General features: G+C 62.2%; 26 protein-coding genes. 18 read left to right on the top strand and 8 right to left on the bottom strand.

All coding sequences use genetic code 11. The annotated features are described in order from the left end of the window. Positions 1-20: 20 nt before the first annotated feature. Positions 21-158 carry a hypothetical protein gene (locus ACTU6U_RS10725; RefSeq protein WP_443469105.1) on the bottom strand — a complete coding sequence of 46 codons (138 nt, stop codon included), beginning with the start codon at positions 156-158 and terminating at the stop codon, positions 21-23. 147 nt (positions 159-305) lie between these two features. On the opposite strand from ACTU6U_RS10725, the gene ACTU6U_RS10720 reads away from it, so the two are divergent. The 4 genes from ACTU6U_RS10720 to ACTU6U_RS10705 are packed head-to-tail and all read left to right on the top strand — an operon-like array spanning position 306 to position 4155. Then, positions 306-1328, top strand: coding sequence for a cyclase family protein (locus ACTU6U_RS10720; RefSeq protein WP_443469104.1), 1023 nt, complete (start codon positions 306-308; stop codon positions 1326-1328). Between the two features lie 27 nt (positions 1329-1355). Further along, a complete protein-coding gene (locus ACTU6U_RS10715) occupies positions 1356-2390 on the top strand; it encodes an amidohydrolase family protein (RefSeq protein ID WP_443469103.1) in 1035 nt (344 codons plus the stop codon). Continuing rightward, positions 2387-3379, top strand: a complete 993-nt coding sequence (locus ACTU6U_RS10710; RefSeq protein WP_443469102.1) for a fumarylacetoacetate hydrolase family protein — start codon at positions 2387-2389, stop codon at positions 3377-3379. The genes ACTU6U_RS10715 and ACTU6U_RS10710 overlap by 4 nt, the downstream gene beginning before the upstream one ends. Next, positions 3376-4155, top strand: coding sequence for an SDR family NAD(P)-dependent oxidoreductase (locus ACTU6U_RS10705; RefSeq protein WP_443469101.1), 780 nt, complete (start codon positions 3376-3378; stop codon positions 4153-4155). Before ACTU6U_RS10710 ends, ACTU6U_RS10705 begins: the two co-directional genes overlap by 4 nt. A gap of 16 nt (positions 4156-4171) precedes the next feature. Here ACTU6U_RS10705 and ACTU6U_RS10700 read toward each other — a convergent pair whose 3' ends face one another. Continuing rightward, on the bottom strand, positions 4172-4936 hold the full coding sequence (locus ACTU6U_RS10700) for an SDR family NAD(P)-dependent oxidoreductase (protein ID WP_443469100.1): 765 nt from the start codon (positions 4934-4936) through the stop codon (positions 4172-4174). A gap of 141 nt (positions 4937-5077) precedes the next feature. On the opposite strand from ACTU6U_RS10700, the gene ACTU6U_RS10695 reads away from it, so the two are divergent. The 6 genes from ACTU6U_RS10695 (at position 5078) to ACTU6U_RS10670 (ending at position 12741) form a co-directional block, all read left to right on the top strand. After that, a complete protein-coding gene (locus tag ACTU6U_RS10695) occupies positions 5078-6061 on the top strand; it encodes a fumarylacetoacetate hydrolase family protein (RefSeq protein ID WP_443469099.1) in 984 nt (327 codons plus the stop codon). 87 nt (positions 6062-6148) lie between these two features. Continuing rightward, entirely contained in the window at positions 6149-7702 is a 1554-nt protein-coding gene (locus ACTU6U_RS10690) for an ABC transporter substrate-binding protein (RefSeq protein ID WP_443469098.1), read from the top strand. A gap of 66 nt (positions 7703-7768) precedes the next feature. Next, positions 7769-8710, top strand: a complete 942-nt coding sequence (locus ACTU6U_RS10685) for an ABC transporter permease (protein ID WP_443469097.1) — start codon at positions 7769-7771, stop codon at positions 8708-8710. Further along, entirely contained in the window at positions 8707-10671 is a 1965-nt protein-coding gene (locus ACTU6U_RS10680; RefSeq protein ID WP_443469096.1) for a dipeptide/oligopeptide/nickel ABC transporter permease/ATP-binding protein, read from the top strand. Before ACTU6U_RS10685 ends, ACTU6U_RS10680 begins: the two co-directional genes overlap by 4 nt. Continuing rightward, on the top strand, positions 10668-11675 hold the full coding sequence (locus ACTU6U_RS10675; protein WP_443469095.1) for an oligopeptide/dipeptide ABC transporter ATP-binding protein: 1008 nt from the start codon (positions 10668-10670) through the stop codon (positions 11673-11675). Before ACTU6U_RS10680 ends, ACTU6U_RS10675 begins: the two co-directional genes overlap by 4 nt. 28 nt (positions 11676-11703) lie before the next feature. Further along, positions 11704-12741 (top strand): fumarylacetoacetate hydrolase family protein, encoded by a 1038-nt coding sequence (locus tag ACTU6U_RS10670; protein ID WP_443469094.1) that lies wholly within the window; start codon positions 11704-11706, stop codon positions 12739-12741. Positions 12742-12804: 63 nt separating this feature from the next. Here ACTU6U_RS10670 and ACTU6U_RS10665 read toward each other — a convergent pair whose 3' ends face one another. Then, entirely contained in the window at positions 12805-13293 is a 489-nt protein-coding gene (locus tag ACTU6U_RS10665) for a MarR family winged helix-turn-helix transcriptional regulator (protein WP_443469093.1), read from the bottom strand. Between the two features lie 140 nt (positions 13294-13433). Here ACTU6U_RS10665 and ACTU6U_RS10660 point away from each other — a divergent pair, with 140 nt between their 5' ends. The 5 genes from ACTU6U_RS10660 (at position 13434) to ACTU6U_RS10640 (ending at position 17264) form a co-directional block, all read left to right on the top strand. Then, a complete protein-coding gene (locus ACTU6U_RS10660; protein ID WP_443469092.1) occupies positions 13434-14309 on the top strand; it encodes a DODA-type extradiol aromatic ring-opening family dioxygenase in 876 nt (291 codons plus the stop codon). Further along, on the top strand, positions 14306-14593 hold the full coding sequence (locus tag ACTU6U_RS10655; protein WP_443469091.1) for a hypothetical protein: 288 nt from the start codon (positions 14306-14308) through the stop codon (positions 14591-14593). Before ACTU6U_RS10660 ends, ACTU6U_RS10655 begins: the two co-directional genes overlap by 4 nt. A gap of 91 nt (positions 14594-14684) precedes the next feature. Continuing rightward, on the top strand, positions 14685-15785 hold the full coding sequence (locus ACTU6U_RS10650) for an FAD-dependent oxidoreductase (RefSeq protein ID WP_443469090.1): 1101 nt from the start codon (positions 14685-14687) through the stop codon (positions 15783-15785). Positions 15786-15831: 46 nt separating this feature from the next. Further along, positions 15832-16788 carry an NADP-dependent oxidoreductase gene (locus ACTU6U_RS10645; RefSeq protein ID WP_443469089.1) on the top strand — a complete coding sequence of 319 codons (957 nt, stop codon included), beginning with the start codon at positions 15832-15834 and terminating at the stop codon, positions 16786-16788. A 254-nt stretch (positions 16789-17042) separates the two neighbouring features. Further along, entirely contained in the window at positions 17043-17264 is a 222-nt protein-coding gene (locus ACTU6U_RS10640; RefSeq protein WP_443469088.1) for a hypothetical protein, read from the top strand. Between the two features lie 809 nt (positions 17265-18073). Here the strand turns inward: ACTU6U_RS10640 and ACTU6U_RS10635 are convergent. Continuing rightward, on the bottom strand, positions 18074-18319 hold the full coding sequence (locus ACTU6U_RS10635) for a hypothetical protein (protein ID WP_443469087.1): 246 nt from the start codon (positions 18317-18319) through the stop codon (positions 18074-18076). Positions 18320-18370: 51 nt separating this feature from the next. Here ACTU6U_RS10635 and ACTU6U_RS10630 point away from each other — a divergent pair, with 51 nt between their 5' ends. Continuing rightward, positions 18371-18751 (top strand): hypothetical protein, encoded by a 381-nt coding sequence (locus tag ACTU6U_RS10630; RefSeq protein WP_443469086.1) that lies wholly within the window; start codon positions 18371-18373, stop codon positions 18749-18751. Positions 18752-18770: 19 nt separating this feature from the next. Here the strand turns inward: ACTU6U_RS10630 and ACTU6U_RS10625 are convergent, their stop codons facing one another. Then, positions 18771-20945: an MMPL family transporter gene (locus tag ACTU6U_RS10625; RefSeq protein WP_443469085.1), complete on the bottom strand. Its 2175-nt coding sequence runs from the start codon at positions 20943-20945 to the stop codon at positions 18771-18773. A gap of 72 nt (positions 20946-21017) precedes the next feature. Here ACTU6U_RS10625 and ACTU6U_RS10620 point away from each other — a divergent pair, with 72 nt between their 5' ends. After that, on the top strand, positions 21018-21611 hold the full coding sequence (locus ACTU6U_RS10620) for a MarR family winged helix-turn-helix transcriptional regulator (protein ID WP_443469084.1): 594 nt from the start codon (positions 21018-21020) through the stop codon (positions 21609-21611). Positions 21612-21617: 6 nt separating this feature from the next. On the opposite strand, the gene ACTU6U_RS10615 is transcribed toward ACTU6U_RS10620, so the two are convergent. Beyond that, positions 21618-21959: a histone-like nucleoid-structuring protein Lsr2 gene (locus tag ACTU6U_RS10615; RefSeq protein WP_443469083.1), complete on the bottom strand. Its 342-nt coding sequence runs from the start codon at positions 21957-21959 to the stop codon at positions 21618-21620. Between the two features lie 50 nt (positions 21960-22009). After that, entirely contained in the window at positions 22010-22828 is an 819-nt protein-coding gene (locus ACTU6U_RS10610; protein WP_443469082.1) for a LuxR C-terminal-related transcriptional regulator, read from the bottom strand. 133 nt (positions 22829-22961) lie between these two features. On the opposite strand from ACTU6U_RS10610, the gene ACTU6U_RS10605 reads away from it, so the two are divergent. Beyond that, positions 22962-24797: a monocarboxylic acid transporter gene (locus tag ACTU6U_RS10605; RefSeq protein ID WP_443469236.1), complete on the top strand. Its 1836-nt coding sequence runs from the start codon at positions 22962-22964 to the stop codon at positions 24795-24797. A 66-nt stretch (positions 24798-24863) separates the two neighbouring features. Here the strand turns inward: ACTU6U_RS10605 and ACTU6U_RS10600 are convergent, their stop codons facing one another. Then, the gene (locus ACTU6U_RS10600) at positions 24864-25376 is read right to left on the bottom strand and encodes a methylated-DNA--[protein]-cysteine S-methyltransferase (RefSeq protein WP_443469081.1); all 513 of its coding nucleotides are present in this window, start codon (positions 25374-25376) and stop codon (positions 24864-24866) included. Positions 25377-25534: the final 158 nt, after the last annotated feature.

Genomic DNA, 25534 nt, shown 5'->3' with positions numbered 1-25534 from the left:
CTACGTCGACTCGCCACCATTCAGTGCCACCTGTGCGATGCGCCGTGCGCGGCACCGCAGAGCACAGGTCGTCGATGCTCGCCGTCGGCGACCTGAACCGTCACTGCGTGGTCTACGAGCAGCGCGACCTCCGTCGCAATGGACTCGATCTCGATCATCGATCTCCGCCAACGCTTCATGTTGGCAACCGGATGTCAATCACAAAACGCGCGGCAGGTCGATTTCGAGCTAGATATTCAAAGAGATCGTGTGTTCGCCTGCCAAAGGTTGACAACTAAATGACAATGCGGTCAAATGGGGCATGAATGTGTCGCCGAGAAGAAATCGATGCCTTGAACCCCAGTGAACGACCAGACGATCTCGATCGAACTGACCCCGAGAAAGAGATCCGCGCGCGCGCCGAGGCGCACAGAAACTGGGGACGATGGGGTCCGGATGACGTTCTGGGCACGTTGAACTTCATCGACGATGCCAAGCGACGTGAAGCGGCAACGCTCGTCCTGGAGGGGAAATCGATCGCACTGGCGCAGGCGTTTGACATGAACGGTCCACAGCGCGGATGGCGTCGGCGAACGAATCCCGTTCACACAATGCTTGACACCGGGCTCGATGCCGAGCGTGGTCAAGGGTTCCCCCACGGGCTCGGCGGTGCCGACGATGTCATCGCCATGCCGCTCCAGTGTTCGACTCAGTGGGATGGCCTCGGACACATTTTCGACCATGGCATTGCCTGGAACGGTCGTCGCGCGGGTGATGTAGTGACTAGCGAGGGCGACCTGGTGACGGGAATTGAGCACGCTGCCGCTGCTGCGATCGTGTCGCGCGGCGTACTACTGGACGTTGGGCGACACATCGAACAGAGGACGGGTGAGCTTGCCGACGGATACGCCATCACGGTCGAGGACATTGAGAGCACGATCGCGGCGCAAGGAGAGAGCGCGCGAGTGGGTCGTGGCGACATCGTCCTCGTGCGCACCGGGCAGTTTGCACGCACGCGCCGGCAGGGCTGGGGCGAGTACGCTGGCGGCTCCGCACCCGGGCTTTCCCTCACTTCTGCCGGTTGGATGCATCGCACGGAGATTGCTGCGATCGCGACGGATACCTGGGGGTTCGAGGTTCGTCCGAACGAGTTTGACGTGCCCGCATTCCAGCCTCTCCACCAGGTAGCGATCCCCAACATGGGCTTGACGATCGGTGAGATGTGGAACCTCGATGAACTCGCCCGTGAGTGCGCGGTGCGCGGGCGATGGGACTTCATGTTGACTGCCGCCCCGTTACCGATCACAGGCGCGGTCGGCTCGCCGATAAATCCGATCGCGTTGCTCTGACGACTTTGACCACGAAGGAAACCCGACATGACCCGTTCCGAAGTGACTGCAGCTGGTGCCATCGTGGATGTGCACGCCCATCTTCTTCTTCCTGGCATGCATGCCGAGGTCGAGCGCCGCGCGCCCGCGGAGGTCGCGGCCGCGACCGACCTGGAGCGTGTGCGAAATGGTGAGGAGAGCCTCGCCGTCTCGGGCGCGATGGTGAGGGATCGGTTTCCGAGGCTTACGCAAGTGGAGACGCGGCTGGCCGCGATGGATGAGTTAGGCGTGGATCGGCAATGGGTAAGTGTGTCGCCTAATCACTTCTATCCGTGGGCAGACGAAGAACTCGCGTTGTGGGTCGCCAAGGAGACCAACCGTCTCGTCGCGGAGCACGTCGGCCACGCGCCGGAGCGGCTCACCGGCCTCGGCGTCGTTCCGCTCCAACATCCGGCACGTATGGTCGAGTGCCTCGACGATGCCGTCGTTGGGAACTCGCTCGCGGGCGTCGAGATCTCATCGTTCGCGGGTGAGGTGGAGCTGTCTGATCCGCGCCTTGAACCGTTTTGGGCGCGCGCGGCACACCTGGGCGCGGCCGTATTCCTTCACCCATTCGGCTGCAGCCTTGATGAGCGACTGGACCGCTATTACCTCTCGAACAGCGTCGGGCAGCCGACCGAGAACGCTGTCGCCCTATCGCATTTCATTTTCGCTGGCGTCCTCGATCGCCACCCTGAGCTGCGTCTAATCGTCGCGCACGGCGGCGGCTACCTGCCCACGGCGATCGGCCGTGCGGATCGGGCGTGGTCCGTGCGACCGGAAGCGCGCACTTGCGTGCATCCGCCTTCGACATATCTTCGCCGGATCTGGTTCGACACAGTGGTTCATGACCCTCGTGCGCTTCGCCAGCTCCTCGAAGTGGTCGGTGAAGACCGTATCGTGCTCGGCAGTGACTTCCCATTCGACATGGGCTTGGACGACCCGGTCAAATTTGTACGAGAGCTTGAGCTGCCCGCAGGAGTGGAGCGTAAGATCCTCGGGGACAACGCCGAGAACGTGTTGAAACTTGGGGCCGCCGCATGAAACTTGCGCGCTGGATCACCGATTCAGGAAATGACGGCTCCGTCTCCGAGGGATTCGTAATCGAAGACTTGCTTGTTTCGTTTCCTGACGGCCAAACCATCGCCGACGTGCTGGCGGGCGGACTTGTTGAGGCGCATCGGCTGCATGAACGGACGAATTCGGCCATCGGTGTGCCCCTGTCTTGCGCACGCCTGCTACCACCCCTGATCCCGTCATCAGTTCGTGATTTTGTCGCATTCGAGGAGCATGTTGAGGGCGTCAGTACGGTCGTCGACGGGAAGAGTGAAGTTGTCCCAGAGTGGTACCAGGCACCGACCTTTTACTTCACCAACCCGCATACGATCCGAGCGACGGGAGAGGAGGTCCGCATTCCGGAGACAGAACGTCTGGACTTCGAACTTGAGCTGGCTGCGGTCATCGGCGGCGTTGACGGATCTGATGGTGAGAATCTAGATGCGGTCAGTGCCGCAGACCATATTTTTGGGTACACAATCATGAATGATTGGTCCGCGCGTGACCTGCAAGCACGAGAAATGAAAGTGCGACTCGGGCCTGCAAAGGGGAAAGACTTTGCCACAACGCTCGGACCCTGGATCGTCACGGCAGACGAGTTCGAACCCTTCACTGACGATGAGGGGTTCCTCGCCATTCGTGCGGAAGCCTACGTCAATGGTGCGCTCATCGGTGCCGACCTGATGTCCAACATGGGGTGGACGTTCCCGGAGCTCGTCGCATACGCGTCCCGCAACTCGGTCGTTCGTGCGGGCGACGTGCTCGGTTCCGGCACAGTAGGAAACGGAGGATGTCTCGCTGAGCTTTGGGGACGTCGTGGGGAGTTCTCGCCACCCCCGCTGCAGCCGGGGGATGAAGTACGAATGGTCATTGAGGGAGTTGGTGAAATCGTGAACCGCGTGGGCGAGCGGGTACCTGCACCACCAACCGAACCGGCTCGCCCCAGGCTACGGCGCCGGGTACGGGAGGATGCATGATCACCATGGATTTGCGCGGCAAAGTTATTGTGGTCACGGGTGCGGCATCGGGGCAAGGGCTACACGAATCTCTTCTTCTCGCATCGGCAGGTGCCCGCGTTTTTGCGTGTGACATTGCGGCGGAGGCGCCGGCAGAGTTCCAAGGAACTTTGACGATCGAGTACGTCCAGCTGGACGTCGCTTCCGAAGACAACTGGCTGCGTGTTGCTGCACACCTGAGTGCGTCGCTCGAGGGCGCTGCGGTGTCCGGGCTCGTCAATAATGCGGGCGTGACCCTGCGGCACGCCATCTCCGGAACAACGCTCGACGACTGGAATCGAGTCTTGGGTATCAATTTGACTGGGGCCATGTTGGGGATACGGACCTTGGCACCGCTCATGGCGGAAGGATCATCGATCGTCAACATCGGTTCGTCTGCCGGACTGACCGCGCACTACACGGCCGCCTACACCGCGTCGAAGTGGGCGCTGCGCGGCCTTACGCATGTTGCCGCGATGGAACTCGGCCCCCTCGGGATTCGGGTGAACATTGTTCATCCTGGTTTCATCGAAACACCGATGACTGCAAACGCCCCCGCCGGTATGCGCACCGCTCAGCTGACGTTAACGCCGCTTGAGCGCACGGGCCGCCCCGATGAAGTTGCACACCTTGTCGCATTTTTGATGTCGGATGCTGCTGCCTACATATCGGGGGCGGAGATTCCTGTGGATGGTGGTTATACCTCGGCGGGTGGTGTGAAGTATCTTGCAGACGCGATCGCTGAGCGAATCGACTGACGCCCGAGCATGAGAATCAGTCGGCTACGAGTGTTCCCCCATCGACGACGATATTCTGCCCGCTGACGAAGCCCCCTGCTGGCGACGCTAGCCACACGACGGTGCCGGCGACCTCCTGCGGAGTGCCGAAGCGACGCAGGGGTGTCTTCGCGAGTCGTATCTCTGTGGCCACTGGGTCTGCGGTGATTGGCCGAGCAAACTCCGTGTCGATGACACCGGGTGAGATCGCGTTCGCTCGGATGCCGCGGGGTCCCCATTGGACCGCGATGTTCCGGGCAATCTGTGCATTCGCAGCCTTCGTCACGCCATATCCGCTGAGCACGCGATTGCCGCGAAGCCCAGCAATGCTTGACATGACCAAGAACGACCCCCCACCTGAGCTGGCGACTCTCGGAAGCACGAGGCCGGCGAGCATCGTCACTGACCGAACGTGGAGCGCATACATCGTGTCGAGTCGTCCCAGTTCATCCGGCGCTGCGGGTTCGTCGAGCGCAGCTCCGGCGTTGGCCAACACAGTGTCCAAGCGGCCGAACTCCTGGTCGATCATCGCGACCAGCGCGGTGAGCTGCTCGGAGTCCGTCACATCGCAGTTCACGCCCACCGCGGTGATTCCGTCGCGCCGGAGCTGACGGACGGTCTCGTCAATGGGCCCCAGGCCAGCCAGAACTACCTGCGCACCGGCATGCCCAAGCGCCTCCGCGCACGCTCGGCCGATGCCGCTGGCCGCACCGGTGACAAGTGCCACCTGACCAGCGCACGAGAACAGGTTCGATCGCATCATCTGAATTCTCCAAACTCGACGAATGAGATCACACTAGCAACTAACTGTCATTCTTGACACGTGAGTCGTATTCTGACACCATGGTGTCAACATGCGATCCGCAGTGCGGCGCAATCGACTCACAGAGGCAAGGAAGCACACATGAGGGATATTGGGCTGGCAGCCGGTACGTTCGGCATCGGGACATTCGCGCAGGGTGACCGCGTGTTCCCCGGCATTGCGCGCGCGAACGGAACTATCGTAGATGTCTCTGACCTCTACGCGGACACTCATGAGATCTTTGATGATTGGGTTCGCGCTGAGGAGGCGCTGGTGCGCGTCGCCGCGAGCGACCGGGTTGACGGCCAGTTCGCCGACATCCGGCCGCTTCCCCCGCTTCGCCACCCGAACGTGCTGCAGGCGGGCGCGAACTACAAAACGCACGTCGTGCAGATGATGACCCATACTGAAATCGATGAGCAGGACGATGAAGGTGTCGAAGCTCGGACCGCACGAACGCAGGACTGGGTCGACAATCGAGCAGCGACGGGGAATCCCTTTATCTTCGCCGGTCTTCACTCGGCGCAGGCTGGAGCGTTTGATGACGTCATCCTCCCCAGCGAAGGACTGAAGCACGACTGGGAGCTTGAACTCGCCGTCGTGATCGGCAAGACCGGCCGGCACGTGCCCACCGACCAGTCGATGTCGCTCGTCGCCGGCTACACCATCGCAAACGACATGGGTACGCTCGATCTGGGCGCACGTCGAGATGCGGGTCCGTACACAATCGATCTGCTGACGAAGAATCAGCCGACGTTCCTGCCGGTCGGCCCACTCGTCATCCCCGCTCGTTTCGTGCCGGATACCTCGAAACTCCGCATACGGCTCACCGTGAACGGTGAAGTGCGTCAGGACGAGTCGACCGAAGAAATGATCTTCTCCATCCCGGAGCTGCTTTCGTGGGCATCTGCTCGAGTCAACCTCATGCCCGGGGACTTGCTGCTGACCGGATCGCCGGCAGGAAACGGCGGATTCTGGAACGCGTACCTCCAAGACGACGATGTCATCGAGTCGTCGATCACGGGCCTCGGGTATCAGCGCAACCGGTGCGTTCGCGAAGCGACCGCACCGCTGGAGTGGCGCTAGTTAGCACCAAACTGTCTAGTTTGACACCTAGATTGTAAAGTGGAACCATTATGTCACCTTGTCCAATGAAGTGCACGGAGGTAAATCATGAAAGTGACCACCCGACTGAGGTCGACAGCGATCGCTACGGCGGCGCTGCTGCTCATCCCGATTGCAGGATGCGCGGCTTCTAGCCCGGAAGACCAGTCATTCCAGGCGTCATCGACGCTGTCGCTGGGCATCGACGAAGACATGGCAGTGAAGGGGTACGACCCGCTCCGCACCTCAGGACAGCAGCGGCTCTTCTTCGAGAGCCTATACGACACGCTGTTCGAACTGGGCGACGATGGATCGACGCAGCCAGGTCTGGCTACGGCCGCCACCTACAACGAGGACAACACTGTCCTCACCCTTACGCTCGACACGAGTGCTACCTTCGCCGACGGCTCTACCCTCGACGCTGAACTCGTAAAGGCAAATCTCGACCGCCGCCCTGATCCCGAGCTCGACTCCTACCGGCCGATCGCAGAGGAGGGTGCACAAGAACTGGTCTCGGTTGACGTGATCGGTGAGGACGAGGTGGCACTCACGTTTGTTGAGCCGCAGCCCGGATTTGAGACCAACCTCACCGGGCTTATGGGCATGATCGTGGGGCCAGCGGGTATCGCCGACGGAGACGCGCTTGACGCTGCCCCGGACGGCTCAGGGCCATATGCTCTCGATGCCCAGGGCACTGTCAAGGGCAACAAGTATGTCCTGTCGAAAAAGGCGGATTACCCGGACGCAGCTGAGTTCGCGTACGACACGGTGACGTATAACGTCATCGTTGACGCACAGGCGCGCGCGAACGCTTTGATCTCGGGGCAGATCGACGTTGCACCGATCGCATCGGCAAATGTCGACTTCGTGTCTGAACGTGAGCGTGAGGTCGCACAGATCGGTGGCACGATCATCAACCTGCTGGCATTCGACAAGACTGGTCAGCATGCGGAGGCGTTCGCGAAGCAGGAAGTGCGCGAAGCGCTTCAGTACGCGGTGAACCGAGAGGCGCTCGTTGACGCGCTTCACCCCGGTGATCTGCCCGCGTGGAATGCGCTGCCGGCGTCATCAGCAGGTTTTGACGAAGCGTTCAATGACAAATATGCCTACGACCCGGTGAAGGCCAAAGAGATGCTTGCTCAGGCCGGCTACCCCGACGGCATCAGCTTCGAGATGATCGCGTCCGCACAAACCCAGACCGATCTGCAAGCAATCCAGAAGGACTTTGCTGAAGCCGGAATTGACATGGCTGTGACAGTGGCAAGCTCGACCGACCAGCTTTTTGCGGCGGTGCGAACCACGCCGCTGGGCTACAACCCCGTCAGCTGGGCAAACCCCGTCGGCACCATGTACGGCATCGTCCTGACCGGATACGCCAATATCCAGGGTGCGAGTGATGCTGAGTTGTCAGACATCACCGCGCAACTGGCGGCAGCGACGACACCGGAGGAAGAGGCCGAGGCGTTGACCGCGCTCAACGCACGGCTGCTCGAGAGCGGCTGGCTCATTCCGCTCTACGAAACGCTGACGAACTACGGTTACGACGCCGCGAAGGTGCAGCCGATCGAGTTCGCTGGAGCGAACGTGCAGCCGCGCCTGGCATCGATCAAGCCAGTCGACTAATCAGCAGTATGAGCCGGGTGGCCCATGAGGGTGGGCCATCCGGCATCCGAAACCACTGGAGTTCTGATGGGACGATTCATCATCGTGAGGGCGCTCATGGCGCTGACCACGGTCGTCGTCGTGACGATGATCGCCTTCCTGCTCGTCCACGCCATGCCCGGAAGCCCGGGCGCCGTCGCGCTGGGTACTTCCGCAACCGAGGATGCTATCCACGCGTTCAACGAACGGATCGGTTGGTACGACCCGTTACCGCTCCAGTACCTGACCTGGGCCGCAGACGCTCTCCGAGGAGACTTCGGCACGTCTCACAGCGATAGCCGATCAGTCGCGGCAGATCTCTTGACCAGATTGCCCGTAACCACCGCACTCGCGGCCGGTGCGACACTGCTCAGCGCGATCATTGGTGTGGTCATCGGCGTGATCGCCGCGGTGCGCGGTGGCATCGTAGATAAAGCCGTCGGTGGAGTCACCGGCGTCGCGGCGGCGCTTCCGCCGTTCTGGGTCGGTATCCTTCTCGTCTTCGCGCTGGCCGTGCAGATTCGCGTGTTTCCGGCAACTGGGTATGTCGACTTTGCGACGTCGCCGAGTGAATGGTTCCGATCGCTCACGCTGCCGGTGCTCACGCTGGCAGTCGGCAGCAGTGCGTTCATCGCGCGGCAGACCCGTGCATCGATGCTGGATGCCCTGACCCAGGAGCACATTCGGACACTCCGCGCGACGGCAACGCCGACCTGGCGAATACTTTTCGTCCACGCGCTTCGATTCGCCAGCCTCCCCATCGTGGCGCAAGTCGCCATCCAGTTCATCGTGCTTTTCGGAGGTTCGGTAGTGATCGAGTCGCTCTTCGTGCTACCAGGCCTCGGCCAAGCGGTACAGCGGGCGGTGAACGCGAACGATGCACCGATGATCCTGGGTATCGTCACTGTCGCCACGCTGGTCGTGGTCATCGTCAACCTCCTCCTGGAACTTGCGAACAAAGTACTCGACCCCAAGTTGCGTGCAGCATGAAAACCACACTGATCACGAACGTTCCGGCACGCCGCACGACTTGGGGGCGTTTCATCCGCCGACCGGCGGGCGTCGCAGGGGCAATCTGGCTCGTCTTCCTCGTGCTCGCCTCGATCACCGCTCCGCTCTGGGTTCCGTACCCGCCGGATGCTCAAGACTTCACAGCAATCCTCGCCGGACCCAGCACCGCGCATTGGCTCGGCACGGATGAACTCGGTCGAGATCTTCTGAGCCGGATCTTCACTGCCGCTGCGGGTACGCTTCTGGGGTCGTCGATCGCGGTGCTCATGGCATTGCTGGTCGGTACGGGGCTGGCACTCTGGGCGGCATCGAATCCGCGTGTGGCACCGGTGATCGACCGGTGTGTGGATGTCATCATGTCGACGCCCACGATGATCGTCATACTCACCGTCATCGGCGTTATTGGGACGAACATTCCGCTTGTCATGGCAATCTTCGGGTCCTTGATCTCCGCAGGAGTGTTCAGGATTATGCAGGGGCAGGCAAAGTCGCTCCAATCTCAGCTTTACGTTGACGCTGCTCGCGTTGACGGCCTCAGCAAACTGCGGATCAGTATGCGTCACATCCTTCCGGGCCTGTCCACCACGATCGCCGTGCAGGTTGCCCTCCTCTTCGCCATCGCATTGCTCTTCCAAGCCGGACTCGCATTCATCGGGTTCGGGCCAGCCTTGCCGGCCCCCAGCTGGGGTGGCATGATCCAATCTGCCTCCGGGCATGTCTACGACCATCCGTGGATGATGGTGCCGACCGGCGTTGTTCTCGCCGCGACCGTGCTCGCCGCGAACGCTGTCGGAGTCGCCATGGCAAGACCCACATACGACCCCGTACCGCTAATCAGCCTCGGGGCACGCCGTCACCGGCAGAGCCATTCCGTGAACCGTGCCCCGGTGGCATCCTCCGAGAGCGCACCGCGGCTCGAGGTGCGGAAGCTGAGCGTCAGCGTCGACGACGGACCGGACCTGGTGACCGATGTCAGCTTCGCCGTCGATCCAGGTCGCGTTCTCGGCCTGGTCGGAGAATCAGGCAGCGGCAAGACCATGACGGCCCTGTCGCTACTGGGACTCCTGCCAGGCAGTGTCTCGGTGTCCAGCGGATCCATTGAGTGGAACGGACGCGATCTTGCCGCCGCGCCTGAAGCCGAACTTGAAAAAGTGCGCGGGCACGAGATCTCACTGATCTCACAGGAGCCGATGCGGGCACTGGACCCCATGTTCACGGTGGGCAGCCAGTTGGTCGGCGCCGTTCATCGCTTGCGAGGAGGAAGTCGCAATGAAGCGCGGGAAACGGCGCGAACCCTTCTCCAGAATGTCGGCATCGTCGACACAGACGCGGTGCTGAAGTCCTTCCCACACCACATATCTGGAGGCATGGCGCAGCGCGTCGCCATCGCGTTGGCGCTGGCGGGAAGGCCGAAACTTCTCATCGCCGACGAGCCAACCACCGCGCTCGATGTCACAGTGCAGGCCGAGACCCTTTCCCTCCTGCGCGCTCTGATCGAGGACACGAACATGGCGATGGTCATTGTCACGCACGACCTCGGTGTCGTCGCAGACATCTGTGACGACGTCGCGGTGATGTACGCCGGCCAGGTCGTGGAGAGCGGCTCCGTCGTCCAGGTGCTTGACACTCCGTCGCATCCATATACCAAGGCGTTGCTTGCGGCGGATCCACATGCAGACACGGATGTCGCGTCGCGGACGCGTTTGGCGACGATACCTGGCCAGGTACCACAGCCTCGAGATTGGCCGACCGGATGCCGCTTTGCGTCACGGTGCCAGTTTGCTGTCGACGCGTGCGGGGAACCGGTGACTTTAACCGTGCCGTTTGATGGAAGCGCTTCCGTGCGGTGCATCCGTGCTGAGGAAATCGCGGCGACGGGACTGGAATGGGAAGTAGCGTCCCCCGGGGACGCGCCGAGCGCAGACAGGACGAGAGCATGAGTATGCAACTGCGATCCACGGATGCGGGAACGACGCAGGCGATGGCGCCGGCGCTTGAAGTGACCGATCTCGTTGTGCGATACGGCCCGGGTGGTCGGCGCGCGACGAAGAAACCGCCCGCGGTCGACCGCGTCTCATTCACGGTTGCTCCGGGCGAGACGGTGGGACTGGTCGGCGAGTCCGGATCGGGGAAGTCAACGATCGGGAAGGTGATTCTCGGCCTCCAGCCAGCAAGCCAAGGGTCGGTGAAGTATCAAGGTCGCGAGATCACGAACGCGTCAGCAGCCGAACGGCGGGCCCTCGGATCAGAACTCCGGGCCGTGTTTCAGGATCCAACCTCTTCGTTGAACCCTCGGCGGGACATTGGCTCGACGCTCATCGAACCACTGCGGCTGCGGGGTGTCGATCGCACGGAAGCGCGGGTGCGAGCGCAAGACATGCTGGAGAGAGTGGGACTGCCGCGCAGTGCGGTCGATCGCTTTCCGGCGCAATTCTCAGGGGGCCAGCGCCAGCGCATCGCCATTGCCAGGGCACTCATCTGCGATCCATCCGTCGTTGTGTGTGATGAAGCCGTCAGCGCGCTGGATCTTTCTACGCAGGCGCAGGTACTCAACCTCTTGGCCGATCTCCGCGAGGAACGCGGGCTGAGCTACCTCTTCATCGCCCACGACATTTCGGTCGTACAGTTCATCGCCCAGTCGATCGTCGTGCTCTACCGCGGGCAGGTGATGGAGTCCGGCCCGACCGATTCGGTGACGAAGTCGCCGCAGCATCCGTTCACCAAGACACTGCTTGCAGCATCTCCCGTGCCCAGCCCGAGTGAACAAGCGCGGCGAAGAGCCGCACGGGAATCGTTGGGTGTGCGCTCTGCTGGATCGGCCGACGCGACAGGGCATGGATGCCCGTTCAGCCAGCGCTGCCCACTGGCGACGCAGATCTGCCGTGACGAACGACCTGTTCTTCGCGTGATCGACGGCGCTCAAGTCGCGTGCCACCACGCATGAGTATCAGCCAACCGAGAGGACAGAAATCATGCAAGAAACAGTGAAAGAAGCGGATCCGGCGACAGGCCTGCGCGAGGGGACCTTCGGCATCAGCACGCTGGCCGAACGTGACCGTTCCTTCCCTGCCATCGTGCGTCCGGACGGGAGCGTCGTCGACGTCTCGGATCGCTACCGGGATACGCATGCGATCTTCGACGACTGGGAGCGCGGCTTCGATGTGCTCGCAGACGCTGCCGCCAACGACGCAACGACTGGACTGTTTCAGGATTATCGTCCAGCGCAGCCGCTTTCGCATCCGAATCTCCTCTGTTCGGGTGCGAACTATAAGCAGCACGTCGCGGAGATGCTGACAAAGAATAAATTCAACCAGCACAACCGTCACGACGGCGAAAGCAACGAGGACTTCTTCGCGCGCAACTACGCGATGATGGAGGTCCGATCCCGCGAAGGTACGCCCTTCTTCTGGACTGGTCTGCATTCTTCGCTCGTCGGCGCGCACGATGACATCGTGCTTCCGGTGTTGGGGGAGCAGCCCGACTGGGAGCTTGAACTCGGTGTCGTGGTCGGGAAGTCTGGTCGATTCGTCTCGGTGGAAGAGGCCGAGCAGCTGATCGCTGGATACGTCATGGTCAATGACCTCGGGACGGTAGACCTCTTTCGCCGAACCGACATCCCCTGGGGGTATGACTGGGTGGGCAAGCACCAACCGACGTTCAAGCCGGCCGGGCCATTCATCGTGCCCGCACAGTTCATCAACCCGGACGAGCTGACGATCACACTGCGCGTGAACGGTGAAGTCATGCAGGACTGGCCTGCGAACGACATGATCTTCAACCCAGCTCAGGTGCTCACCTATGCCTCAGAGCGCGTACACCTCACACCCGGCGACATGCTGCTGATGGGATCCCCTCCAGGGAACGGCATGCATCACGGCCAGTTCCTCACCGACGGCGATGTGGTCGAGAGCGAGATCACGTACCTGGGCCGTCAGCGCAACCTGTGCGTGCAGGAAGATATCGGTGCGAAGACACCCGTGTTCGGCAATTGGGAGAACGTCGACGCATGACCAGAATGGGCCACCCCGAATCTTTTGGGATGGCCCATTCTTGATCCGCCGCGTGCGCAGTGCTCAGCGCGCGACGCTGGACTGAAACTCGTGCATATCGAATGCGGCTGCAAGGTCGCGCAGGTGCGCGAGGGTCGCGCGGAAGGAGTGAAGTTCATGCTCAGACAGTGCATCGCTGAGGTGCTTCGTCCAATTTCCGACCGCAGCCTCCATCTCGTCAATCAGGACCAACCCCTCCGGCGTCGCCGAGAAGAGCGGAGACCGTCGGTGCGCAGGATTCGGGTTCGCGACAACGTACCCGTCGTTGGCGAGTTCGTCAGTGATCCGCTGGATGTACTGCCGGGACTGATCCATCGAACGTGCGACAGTCGGGACGGTCGACGGGACAGACCCGTACCAACTCATTGCCTGCCAGCGCGATAGGTTCTGCCCTATCGGACTGAGCTTCGCATCCGCACGCGCATGAAGAATCGATGTCGTGACGGTCAGATCGCGCAGCATGAGCCGCACCAGATCAGTGTGATCGGGTGCAGCCGATGATGTAGTGGACATTTTTCTCCCGCCCTCAGATTCACAACCTTACTAGAACATTGACAACCCACCTCCAATACGGCATCCAGTTGCCTATATGACAAATAGGTGTCATACTTTTCGCAGGGTGCGCTGGAGCACCCGGGTATAAGGAGTAGCAAATGGCCAAAGTCGTCTACGTGGGGATTGTGCCACATGATCCCACGCTCCCCAGAGCAGTCGCCGATGCCGAGAACGGTCATTCCGTCTTCCGTCGCATTCGTGACGGATATGAGCGCACGCGCGCGGCGCTAGCTCAGGCGCGGCCAGACATCATCGTGATGGCGTCTGGTGACCACTTCAATCAATGGTTCTATAACAACGTGCCTGCGTTCGCGATCGGCAAAGCCGACCGGACGAAGGGGCCGTTCCAGTGGGAACGCGAAGTCTACGGGGCGCAGGACTACGACGCTCCTGGCCAGCATGACTTCGGTCGCTACCTTCTGGAGAGTCTGCTTGAACGCAAGTTCGATCTAGCCGCTTCGGATGAGTACGGGATCGACCACGGCTTCACGATTCCACTCAACGCGCTGCGTCCGGAACAGGACATTCCGGTCATCCCGCTCTGGACGAATGTTCTCGTACCTCCTGTCCCGCCTGGAGAGCGATACTTCGAGCTTGGCGGCGCGCTGCGTGAGGCGATTGCGGCACATCCGAGTGACCTCCGAGTCGCCGTGCTCGCTACGGGACACATGACCAACTCTGTGGGTGGTCCAGCGATGGCCCAATTCGTCACGGAGCCCGTCACTGCGTGGGATCTGCGCACATGGGAGCTGTTCACGAACGGCCGGGTGGACGAACTGCTTCCCGACTGCACGTGGGACAAGTTGTACGAACAAGGCAACGGCACCCCAGGATTCCTCGTCCATCTGGTCGGCTGGGGTGTCACTGGTGGCGCGGTGCCGTCATGGTCCGATCTCACATCATCACACGCAAGCTTCGTCAATATTTTCGTCGAGTGGGACGAAGACACGATCGCGCAAGGAGGCGCACGATGAGTCAATTCGGTATGAACTCGGCCCTGTGGAATATCTACACCTCGGCAGAAAACACCGCGCTGTTCCTGTCTGACCCAGATACTTATCTGGGTCGATTCGAGTTGGAACCAGCGGAACGCGAAGCCATCCGATCCTCGGAGTGGGGCGTCTTGCTAGATCTGGGCGCACATCCATTCCTGATGTACAAGATGTTCCTTCGCACGTCGGGTGGCTTCTCGATGGAAGCGGTCCAGCGATACCTCGGAAAGGTGCACGGGCACCCACTGCGTGACGTCGTCACCTGAGCACGTCATCCACGCCGCATTCTTGAGCGGCTGAACCTCGTCGATAACGTTGTCGTAAAGGAACAAAATGTCTGTAAAGAAGGTGCTCATCGTGGGTGGTGGCATCGCGGGCCTGACCGCCGCGGTTTCGCTCGGACGCGCGGGAGTGCAGTGTGAAGTGGTGGAGCTCCAGCAGGAGTCGGCTGGAGCCGCGATCACGATTCAAAATCGTGCCATACACGCGCTGCAGGATCTGGGCTTGCTCGATACCCTGCTCGAAGTCGGGTTACCGCAAGCGCAGAAAGATGTGTTCCGCTACATCGACGTCATGGGCGAAATCATCCCGACGCCCCCGATGCCCCAGGAGCCTCAGGATGGGCTGCCTTCCGCAGTCGTTGTCCACAGAGCCGCACTCGCCCGCCTGCTGCAAAACGCAGCGGAGGAAAGCGGTGCGGTTATCCACTACGGGACGACCGTTACCGGAGTGAACGACGGTGACAGTTCATTGACGGCCACCTTCAGCGATGGTCGCAGCGGCGAATTTGATCTGCTGGTCGCGGCTGACGGTGTGCGCTCCTCGGTTCGCAGCATGGTGTTCGGTGATGTGGCCACTCCGCAATACACCGGCACAACCATGTTCCGTTGGATTGTGCCGGGGATCACTGATGTTGGCCCGACGGGCTTCTACCAGGCAAGTAACCTCATCGTCATGCTCCGTTTGCGAGACGGCAGCCTCTACCTGGCGACCGGCCGGAACTATGACGAGCCGCGTCGATTCACACCCGAGGAAGCACGACAGGTCGTGCGCGAGAACCTTGTCGAGTTCAACGCACCGCTGACCGCAGCGCTGCTAGAACGCCTGGATGACAGTGCGCGGATCGTCGTGAACGACTACAACTGGCTGATGTTGCCCGATCCCTGGCATCGGGGCCGAGTGCTGGCGATCGGGGACGCCGCACATGCGACGACAGCACACTTGGCGTCCGGCGGTGGGATGGCGATCGAGGATGCGGCAGTACTCGGCGAGGAAGTCAGCGCGGGCGGTGAGCTCGACGAGATTCTGCAGCGGTTCATGACTCGCCGCTTCGAACGTGCACAACTAGTGGTCAACACCAGCGTCGAGATCGGCGAGATGCAGACGCGCGGTGAGTCAGTCGCTGACCAGAACGCGTTGCGTGGCCGCGCGCTCGCTGCGCTGAAGGTCCCATATTGAGTCATCTGATACGCCGCCCCCATAACCCGTCGGATAGGAAAAATTCATGACGCACACGATGCGTGCCTACACACTGAACAGCTTCGAGGAGACTCCCGCCTTCGCGGACATGCCGATTCCCGAACCCGGACCCAATGAAGTCCGAGTGCGCGTGCGTGCATCCTCCGTAAATCCGGTCGACGCGGCAACGTCGGTGGGGGCGTTCCGCACGATGTATGAGTATCGATTTCCATCGGTGCAGGGCCGGGACTTCGCGGGCACGATCGATGCAGTCGGAGCCGCTGTGACAAGGTTTCAGCCAGGTGACGACGTGTTTGGCATGGTCAAACGTGACTATGTCGGTGATGGGACCTTTGCCGAATACGTTGTCGTGGACGCGCAGCGATTCATCACGGTTCGACCCGAGGCGCTGAGTCTTGCGGATGCGGGGGCGCTTGGTCTTGCCGGTGTAACGGCATTGCAATGCGTCGAAGCGCTGGAGCTGCAACCCGGCGCCACGGTCTTCATCAATGGCGCTACCGGCGGGGTCGGCGCATTCGCGATTCAGATCGCCGTGTTAGGCGGGCTAGAGGTCATCGCAACTGCGCGAACCGGCGAGGAAGAACGGCACGTTCGTGAGCTCGGTGCCACACACACGGTCGATTGGACTACCGAAGACGTGACGGAAGCCATCCTCCAGTTGCGACCAGGCGGTGCGGACGGGGTTATCGACCTCATCTCGCGTGATCCGGATTCGTTCCGTCGGATCGCTGCAGCTGCGGGGCCCGGTGGCACCGCCGTGACAACGCTTGGTGCTGCTCGTGACCAGCCCGAGGACGGCCCAGTGACGAAGAATATCCACTCGGATAGCGATCCCGTGCTCCTAACCCGCATAGCGGAGATAGTAGTGGACGGGAGTGTGCGCGTACCTTTGGTTGACACCTTCCCGTTCGAGCGCATAGAAGATGCCTTCGCGTTGCTCGCTACCGGCCCTCTCGGCAAGGTTGGTCTACAACTCGAGTAGCACCGGTACGGATGATGCTGATGCAGCCTGGAGGTAGAACGACGATGCCGAACTATCCTGGCGGCACCCAGTGTGTGCCGTCGGTGCTGGCCCTACAGGTGCTCCCCGCTTGCTGGCGGAAGCGCGCGTTCAACCACCGACACCCCTGACGACTCGCGAAGCTGTTAGCGCAACGAGAACCGACATCAGTAGCCGAGTACGTTCTCGCTGAGGGTCGGGACAGTCGTATGTAGACATATATCTCCCGTTGCGGTGTGGGACGGAATGTGTCGGCGGCGACCGAACGCGGCCATCACGCCACGCTCGACCGTGCCACGCGACGACGGCTCGAAGATCGAGTAGACGAAGCCGTGGCGCTCGAAGCGCGGTACCTCGCCGGTTACCTTACGCCCGGGAATATTCCGCAGCAGGAGTCGACGTTGGGCACTGACAGTCTCGCCGGCGCAGTTTCGTCGCAGCAGGTTGGAGTGCGGTGAACGATGGCGCCGGCAGGGTGCCACGCTCCGACTTCGAGATCGTAGCTGTCCGTCGCCGGCTCCATTCTCGGCGCTCGCTATTTGCAGACTCGCCCTCCGCTTCGCTCCGGGCTCGCTTAGCAACCGCTTCGCGCCGGGCACTGCGCCAACGTCGGACATCAATGCCGCTAGATGTCGGAACGAGGGTGGATAGTGAACATCGTCCCTGTGTCAGTGGTAGCGCTGCTCGGACCGCGTGGGGGTATCTGCGCTTTCGAAGTTAGAACCTCGGTGAGCGAGGCGACGTCTCCTGTTCCAGGTCGATGCGGCGCGCGCTCTGCAACGGTGAAGTGTACGCGAAGCCGGACCGCGGCGGACATCGCGAAGCGCCGTGCCGACGTCGTCCGTGACAGATCGCTGTTTGAAGGCTGACACGCTGTCGATGTGCGCTTCTGGATCGAACCCGTCTGGATCGAACCCGTCTGGATCGAACCCGTCTGGATCGAACCCGAATCCGCGGATCCGTGCCCACATTTTGCCCACACTCTTCACGGAATCGGTCCGGAAGGCGTGATTTCCAATCAGTGCTGATNCCCTTCTGGATCGAACCCGTCTGGATCGAACCCGTCTGGATCGAACCCGAATCCGCGGATCCGTGCCCACATTTTGCCCACACTCTTCACGGAATCGGTCCGGAAGGCGTGATTTCCAATCAGTGCTGATCAGGCGGAATCCGCGTAATTCCGGGCTTGGAAGGGCTGATCACGACCAGTCGAGACCCGATCTTCAAATTCGAGTCCCTCCAGGGGCACCACTGAGCGCGTGAGCGCTTACGAGGCGTCGTCGGCAGCTTCCTCGGCATCCTCGACCACTTCCGGCTCGACCTGCGGCCGACCGATGATGCCGATGCCCACGGCTTCGTGACTGGGCTCGGGTTCTTCCCTCGGCGGGGCCTTGGGCTCTTCGGCCGGCTCTTTCTCGGTGCTCGGCTCCTGCATGTCTTCAGTGTCGGGCGTCTCATCGGCCGGCGGGGGCTCGTTCGATTCTGGACTCGTGGGCTGATCTGATCCGCTCATGATCGGTTCCTCTCGTCGGTTGTCCGGTCATGCTACCTCTACGATGAACGAGTGACACCGATCGACGTCTTCGCCATCGTCGGCGAGGTGCTGTCCTGGATAGGGCTCGGGGTCGGGATTCCGTTCTTGATCATCGCGGGGATGGTCGCCCTCGTGGAGGGGCGCTGGGAGCGTGTCGACATGGTGGTGATCGAGCACGATGGCGCAACCGTCGTGCGCTGGTTCGCTGGCGGAGACTTCCATGAGCGCGCCCTCACCTCACGTGAGCGGGCGAGCGACGAATGGCACCAGGGATATGTGCGCGTGTGGGACCCCCAGCACGTGCGCCTTCACCCGCCGATGCTTCGTCGCCTGTTCCTGACCATCGGTGCGATCTTCGCTGGGGCCGGCGTAGTCGGGTTCATCGTCTCGATGATTCCCGCGTTCATCTGACCCCAGCGAAGGCTGCTCGTCAGCGCTTGCCGCGCCCCAGCTTCGATGGCCACCAGATCGTGCGACCGATGTCATAGGACAGGGCCGGGACGAGCAGCGAGCGCACCACGAAGGTGTCCAGAAGCACACCGAAGGCGACGATGAACGCCAATTGTGCGAGGAACAGGATCGGAATCACCGAGAGCGCGGCGAACGTCGCCGCCAGCACGAGTCCGGCCGAGGTGATGACGCCACCGGTGACCGACAGACCCCGGAGCACGCCCTCTTGCGTACCGTGCTTGAGTGATTCCTCGCGGACTCGTGTCATCAGGAAGATGTTGTAGTCGATGCCCAGGGCGACGAGGAACACGAAGCCGTACAGCGGCACGGCAGGGTCGGCACCAGGGAAATCGAAGATCCCGTTGAACACCAGTGCCGAGACTCCCATTGCCGTTCCGAAGGACAGCACAGTGGTGAGAACCAGCAGCACGGGCGCGAGGATCGAGCGCAGCAGCAGCATCAGGATCAGCAGGATCACCACGAGGACGATCGGGATGATCAGGTTACGGTCGTGCACGGACGCATCGTTCGTGTCCACCGCGGTGGCGGTGACTCCGCCGACACGTGCATCGAGGTCGGTGAGCTCGGCGCGTAGGTCGCGGACCGTGGACGCGGCGGCATCGGAGTCCGCGGCATCCGTGAGCGTTCCCTGCAGCAGGACTTCCCCGTCCACGACCGTCGGGTCGGGCGCTGGCGTTCCCGGAGGGCCGAAGGCGCTGATCCCGTCTTCGGTGACACCCGCCGTGCCACTGGGCGAGTCCGCCGCGGTGACGGCCACCGAGTCGATGCCGTCGTTGGCGAGCAGCACGTCCGCCGCATCCTGCAACGAGCCTTCGTCCACGACGACGTACACCGGGCTCCCCGAGCCACCGGGGAAGTGCTCGCCGAGCGCGACCTGACCGTCACGGGCCTCCGACGCGCCGAGCACGAGGTCCGACTGCGGGACGCCGTTGGCGTTGAGCTGGGTGACGCCTGCAGCGCCGAGAACGAGAACGAGGGTGGTGGCGATCCAGACGACGCGAGGGCGCCGCTTGACCAGTCGGGCCACCTTCGCCCAGATGCCGGTGGTTGCCATGCCGTCCTCGGCGCTGACCACCTCGGGCTCGAACTTGGGGCGACGGGGCCAGAACGCCGCGCGGCCGAAGGCGAACAGCAGTGCAGGCAGCAGAGTGAGCGCCGAGAGCATCGCGAAGACGATGCCGATTGATGCCACGGGGCCGAGCGTGCTGTTGGACTTCAGGTCACTCAGCAGCAGACACATCAGGCCGGCGATGACCGTGCCACCTGAGGCGAGGATCGGCTCGACCGAGCCCTTCCACGCTGCGAGGACAGCAGCACCCTTGTCCTTCGTGCTCCGCAGCTCCTCACGGAAGCGCGCGACGTAGAGGAGGGAGTAGTCGGTAGCGGCACCGATGACGAGGATGAAGAGGATGCCTTGGGTCTGACCGCTCAGCAGCAGAATCTCCCACTTGGCCAGCCACCAGACCACCAGAAGCGCGACGCACAGGGCGAACAGGCTCGTGGAGAGCACGACAATCGGCAGGAGCAGCGAGCGGTAGACGAGGATGAGGATGATGAGCACGGCCAGCAGCGCGACACCCAGCAGGAGCCCGTCGATGCCCGCGAATCCGGCGACGAGGTCGGCCGAGAAACCGGCGGGACCTGTGACGTACACGGTCACTCCGTCTGGTGCGGCGGCGCGCAGCTCGTCTTCGAGCGCTGACACCGCGTCGCCGAGTTCGGCGTCACTGGAGATCGGGATGAAAGCCTGGACGGCGAGACCGTCCTCCGAGGGGATCGCCGGTGAGACTTCGTCAGCGACACCTTCCACCTCGGTTGCGCCACTGACCGCGTCATCGATGGCCGAGAGCTGGGATTCGGTGAGGTCCTCGTCGCCGACGAACACGACGATCGCCGGGATCGCCTCCGAGTCGTTGAACTCTCCGAGTAACTGCTGAACCTCGGTGGCGTCGGCGGACGACGGGAGGTAGCTGGTCTGATCGTTCGATGACACCTCGCTGACCTTGCCGAACAGAGGGCCGCCCAAACCAGCGCCCGCGACCCATACGAGGACCAGCAGTGCGGGTATGAGCACACGGATCCAGGACCGACGGCGCTTCCGCACGCGCGGGGCGGTCTCAGTGCTCTCGGGCATGTCATCCTCATTTCGCTAGCTTGGCTAGATGAAAACCTAGCATGAAATATTCATGGGACTAGCATGAGCTTCATGCCCGACGTCCCCCGCGGTGATCTTCAGCCGCAACCGTTCGCTCCCGGATCTGCGATCTATGAGCTGGACATCAACGACCCAACGGGCGAACTGGTCGATCGTGGGTCACTCTCCCCAGCGGAGATGGAGCAGATCAACTCGCTGATGCGTGCGCTCGGCGGTCTGCGGGACGCCGAGCAGGCTCTCTCAGAGGCTTCCCTGCGCTACATGAAGCTCAACCAGACCGATATGCGGGCGCTGCACTTTCTGATCACGTGCGAGAACAGTGGTTCGATCGCCACCCCAGGAGCGATCGCATCTCATCTCGGGATCTCGACGGCCTCCACGACGAAACTGCTGGACCGACTTGAGCACGGCGGCCACATCACGCGCGCGCCGCATCCTTTTGACCGCAGAGCGCTCGCAATAGCGATTACGCCGTCGACTCGGAAGTCAGCTGTCGAGACGGTCGGGCGACAGCACGCGCGTCGGTTCATCGCGGCGGCGAACCTGTCGACGGCGGAGCGCGATGTCGTCATCCGCTTCCTGACAGACATGAAAAGCAAGATCGCCCTCGGCGATGAGCCGTGGGCGACCTTGAAAGAAGAGTGACGAACTTCAGTGCGCGGCGCGATAAGCGTCGATGATCGCAGCGGGAATGCGGCCACGCTCCGAGACTTTATGTCCGTTATGCTGCGCCCATTCACGGATCACAGCTGTCTCGGCGGAGCCAGCAGACCGCTTACGCGGGGAACTGCCGCGAGACGGAGCAGCACTCGCACGGCGTGCGCCGGCGATGTACGGCTCAAGTGCCGCGCGGAATGCGTCTGCATTCTCTGTCGTCAGATCAATTTCGTAAGCGGTGTTGTTGAGCGAGAAATAAACTGTCTCTCCCTCGCCGATTCCAAGAACGGTTCCATCGATATCGTCAACCAACTGGTGCACAATGCGTCGGGCCATTCCGTAATCATACGCATTAACGATTGAATATGTCTGGAAACCCCGGTTGTTCAGGGAAGTATGCCTGCACGACGCGCGCGGGCGACCGCGGCATGTCTGGTGGATGCATCCAGTTTCGACATTGCTGTCCCGAGATAGGCCTTTACTGTTCCCTCTCGCAGTCCCAGTTGCACAGCGATTTGGGCATTCGTGTGACCCAACCCCACGCAAGAGAGAACATCCATCTCACGCGGGGAGAGGCGCACGACGGGAATAGGGTGGGTGGTCGGTCCGGTGGTGCTGAGCTTCGACTCACCAGCTACTGCAATCAGCTTCTGCTCCAATCGCCCCAGCCGCGTTCGCAGTGATGCATCGGCAACCGCAGCCGAGATGCTGCGCAGCTCGGCGAAGCTCTCGCGCAGCTCTTCACGGGCTGATGGGGTGAGCGGACGCGGAAAAGGGGCCATCGATCGCATCCGTCGTTCGACCTCGTCGTGGATGCGCAATTCGGATGCCACAGCGTCGGCGACCGTCAATGCCGGAGCTGTTGTCACGCCGCCGACAGGGGATTCGTGCCAGGCGCCGGCGTACAGTACGCCGCGGGATCGCCCCGCCACGACGATCGGGATGGCAAGCAGGGTGCGGAGTCCTTCGCCGAGGACGAAGCCGTCGTAATCGTGCGTGATCTGTCGGGATGCTCCGTAGTTGGTCGTCATTCTGGGGCGCAGCTCTGTCATGGCTCGCCCGCCGAGTCCGCGCTCTGGACGCACCTGCAGTCCTTCGAGACTGCGGGTTCTGGATCCCGTGATGCTCGTCACCGATACCGCGCCGTCTTCGATGAGGCCACCGAAGGCGACCGGGAATCGGGTGCGCCGAGCCAACTCGAGCACGGCTTGTGCAACGAGATCGGCGTCCGGATCAAACGCGAACGTAAGGACTCCCTCGAGTACTGACTTTCGGGGGTGACGGTGGCGTCGCCCCTTTTCGTAGCGTCGACCCTACCACTCGCGCGGCTACGGGGGAATCGACTACGTCGCCGTAGAAGAGTCCCCGAGATTCCAGAAGCTCAAGCGTACCCAGCGATCGTTCATCTTTCCCATGGCCGCGCTATTTCTGATCTGGTACTTCGTGTATGTGCTCCTCGGCGCCTATGCGACGGAATTCATGGGGCAGCGAGTCTGGGGTGACATCACTGTCGGACTCCTTCTCGGTCTCGCTCAATTCGTGACCACATTCTCGACGGCTGCGGCGCCTGCAGCCGAGAACAACCCGATCCTCAACATCGCGATATTCGCGGCTTTCGTTGCTGTCACGCTCTTCATCGTCATTCGCGCAAGCCGCAACAATAAGACAGCGGCTGATTATTACGCGGCTGGTCGCTCGTTCACCGGTCCGCAGAACGGATTCGCGATCGCGGGAGATTACCTCTCTGCGGCGTCGTTCCTCGGTATCTGCGGTGCTATCGCCGTCAACGGATACGACGGCTTCCTGTATTCAATCGGCTTCCTGGTCGCGTGGCTCGTGGCGCTCCTGCTGGTCGCCGAACTCATGCGCAACACAGGCAAGTTCACCATGGCCGATGTGCTCTCCTTCCGGCTCAAGCAGCGCCCGGTGCGATTGGCTGCGGCCATCACCACGCTGGCTGTGTGCTTCTTCTACCTGCTCGCACAGATGGCGGGAGCCGGGGGACTGGTCTCACTGCTCATGGGAATCGATGGTCGGATCGGACAATCGATCGTGATCGCCGTCGTCGGCATCCTGATGATCATCTACGTGCTGGTCGGCGGCATGAAGGGCACCACCTGGGTGCAGATCGTGAAGGCGTTCCTGCTCATCGCCGGTGCCGTCGTGATGACGATCTGGGTACTGGCGATCAACGGCTTCAATCTCAACACTCTGCTCGAAGCCGCCGTCGCAGCGTCTCCCGAGGGCGATGCTGTTCTCGCTCCCGGCCTGCAGTACGGCGCCAACCCGTTGGACTTCGTCTCGCTGGGACTCGCGCTCGTCCTCGGTACCGCGGGCCTCCCGCACGTGCTGATGCGGTTCTACACGGTCCCCACGGCCAAAGAGACACGACGGTCGGTGGTCTGGGCCATCTGGCTGATCGGCGGCTTCTACCTGCTGACGCTGGTTCTCGGTTACGGCGCGGGCGCGCTGGTCGGACCGGAGGTCATCAGGGAGGCGCCCGGCGGTGTGAACTCCGCGGCACCGCTGCTGGCGCAGTACCTCGGCGGGCCGCTGCTGCTCGGGCTCATCTCGGCGGTCGCCTTCGCGACGATCCTCGCGGTGGTCGCGGGTCTCACCATCACGGCGGCAGCATCCTTTGCTCATGACATCTATGCGAATGTCATCCAGAAGGGCCGCAAGAAGCCAGACGGTTCACCAGTCGATCCCGACCCGCAGGCCGAGGTGAAGGTGGCCAGACGCACGGTCGTCGTCATCGGCATCCTGGCGATTGTCGGTGGTATCGGCGCACAGGGGCAGAACATCGCATTCCTGGTTGCGCTCGCCTTCGCCGTCGCCGCATCCGCGAACCTGCCGACCATCCTGTACTCGCTGTTCTGGCGTCGGTTCAACACCCGGGGCGCGCTGTGGAGCATGTACGGCGGTCTCGGCTCGGCGATCATCCTCATCGTGCTCTCGCCGGTGTTCTCCGGATCGGAGACGGCGATGATCCCGTCGATCGACATCGCGATCTGGCCGTTGAACAACCCTGGAATCGTGTCGATCCCGCTCGGGTTCCTGCTCGGATGGCTCGGTACGATCACCAGTCGCACGGCAGAGTCCCGTCAGCTGGCAGCAGAGATGGAGGTGCGTTCGCTGACCGGATTCGGTGCGGAGAAGGCGACCGAGCACTGACGGCCGTCGACGCAGCTCGCTGCTAGCGCGAATCCTCGGCCGCACTCGGTCGGGGGTTCGCGCCGTCTAGTTCTTCTCGAGGTCGAGGAGGTACCGCTTGTATTCGGGATGTGCGCCGTACTGACCGACCGTGCCGTCTGCCCGGACCACGCGGTGCACCGGCACGATGATCGAGAACGGAGTGAGTCGACATGCGGTGCCGACGGCCCGCGCGGCTCCGGCACGACCGGCGAGAACCGCGATCTCTCCGTAGCTGGCGGTCTCGCCCCAGCCGATCTTCGTGATCTGCTCGAGAGCGTCTCGATGGAACCCCTTGGTCAGTCGCCAGTCGAGCCGCACGTGCTCGTCGAAGCGCACGGGCTTGCCGGCAAAATAGCCGTCGAGCAGGTGAGCCAGCTCGTCTGCGGCACCCGGGTCGGGTACGGGGGGCTCGTGCAACCGCGTCGAGATGCTCTCGAGCAGCCACGGAACCGATGGGTCGGATGACTCCGACAGGTCGAAGTTGACGATCCCCTCGTCGGAGAAGACCACCAGTGCATCCCCGAAAGGGGTGGGGGCGAAGTCATAGCGGAAGGTCATGACCCCATCTTGAACCCTGCGGAAGACACGAGAACCTCGATATCGCGCGAGTGGGGGAGAAGCGGTCGATCCACTCCAGTGGTGGAGGAAAAGTGGTTCATTCCGGTGAAACCCGCCCAGGATACAGGGTCTGCGGCGGTGTGGAGCTTAGTCTGTCG

This window comes from Microbacterium zouquanmingi (genome assembly GCF_052266695.1).
In the GTDB taxonomy this organism is placed as follows: Bacteria; Actinomycetota; Actinomycetes; order Actinomycetales; family Microbacteriaceae; genus Microbacterium.
This window is presented reverse-complemented; position numbering and strand designations above follow the sequence as displayed.

Excerpts from the sequence above, each read along its gene's own strand:
- ACTU6U_RS10600 (WP_443469081.1), bottom strand. The coding sequence starts at position 25,376 with ATGACCTTCCGCTATGACTTCGCCCCCACCCCTTTCGGGGATGCACTG.
- ACTU6U_RS10625 (WP_443469085.1), bottom strand. The coding sequence starts at position 20,945 with ATGCCCGAGAGCACTGAGACCGCCCCGCGCGTGCGGAAGCGCCGTCGG.
- ACTU6U_RS10665 (WP_443469093.1), bottom strand. The coding sequence starts at position 13,293 with ATGTCCACTACATCATCGGCTGCACCCGATCACACTGATCTGGTGCGG.
- ACTU6U_RS10695 (WP_443469099.1), top strand. The coding sequence starts at position 5,078 with ATGAGGGATATTGGGCTGGCAGCCGGTACGTTCGGCATCGGGACATTC.
- ACTU6U_RS10685 (WP_443469097.1), top strand. The coding sequence starts at position 7,769 with ATGGGACGATTCATCATCGTGAGGGCGCTCATGGCGCTGACCACGGTC.
- ACTU6U_RS10725 (WP_443469105.1), bottom strand. The coding sequence starts at position 158 with ATGATCGAGATCGAGTCCATTGCGACGGAGGTCGCGCTGCTCGTAGAC.
- ACTU6U_RS10720 (WP_443469104.1), top strand. The coding sequence starts at position 306 with ATGTGTCGCCGAGAAGAAATCGATGCCTTGAACCCCAGTGAACGACCA.
- ACTU6U_RS10710 (WP_443469102.1), top strand. The coding sequence starts at position 2,387 with ATGAAACTTGCGCGCTGGATCACCGATTCAGGAAATGACGGCTCCGTC.
- ACTU6U_RS10680 (WP_443469096.1), top strand. The coding sequence starts at position 8,707 with ATGAAAACCACACTGATCACGAACGTTCCGGCACGCCGCACGACTTGG.
- ACTU6U_RS10715 (WP_443469103.1), top strand. The coding sequence starts at position 1,356 with ATGACCCGTTCCGAAGTGACTGCAGCTGGTGCCATCGTGGATGTGCAC.
- ACTU6U_RS10705 (WP_443469101.1), top strand. The coding sequence starts at position 3,376 with ATGATCACCATGGATTTGCGCGGCAAAGTTATTGTGGTCACGGGTGCG.
- ACTU6U_RS10670 (WP_443469094.1), top strand. The coding sequence starts at position 11,704 with ATGCAAGAAACAGTGAAAGAAGCGGATCCGGCGACAGGCCTGCGCGAG.
- ACTU6U_RS10700 (WP_443469100.1), bottom strand. The coding sequence starts at position 4,936 with ATGATGCGATCGAACCTGTTCTCGTGCGCTGGTCAGGTGGCACTTGTC.
- ACTU6U_RS10645 (WP_443469089.1), top strand. The coding sequence starts at position 15,832 with ATGACGCACACGATGCGTGCCTACACACTGAACAGCTTCGAGGAGACT.
- ACTU6U_RS10620 (WP_443469084.1), top strand. The coding sequence starts at position 21,018 with ATGCCCGACGTCCCCCGCGGTGATCTTCAGCCGCAACCGTTCGCTCCC.
- ACTU6U_RS10655 (WP_443469091.1), top strand. The coding sequence starts at position 14,306 with ATGAGTCAATTCGGTATGAACTCGGCCCTGTGGAATATCTACACCTCG.
- ACTU6U_RS10675 (WP_443469095.1), top strand. The coding sequence starts at position 10,668 with ATGAGTATGCAACTGCGATCCACGGATGCGGGAACGACGCAGGCGATG.
- ACTU6U_RS10615 (WP_443469083.1), bottom strand. The coding sequence starts at position 21,959 with ATGGCCCGACGCATTGTGCACCAGTTGGTTGACGATATCGATGGAACC.
- ACTU6U_RS10690 (WP_443469098.1), top strand. The coding sequence starts at position 6,149 with ATGAAAGTGACCACCCGACTGAGGTCGACAGCGATCGCTACGGCGGCG.
- ACTU6U_RS10660 (WP_443469092.1), top strand. The coding sequence starts at position 13,434 with ATGGCCAAAGTCGTCTACGTGGGGATTGTGCCACATGATCCCACGCTC.
- ACTU6U_RS10635 (WP_443469087.1), bottom strand. The coding sequence starts at position 18,319 with ATGAGCGGATCAGATCAGCCCACGAGTCCAGAATCGAACGAGCCCCCG.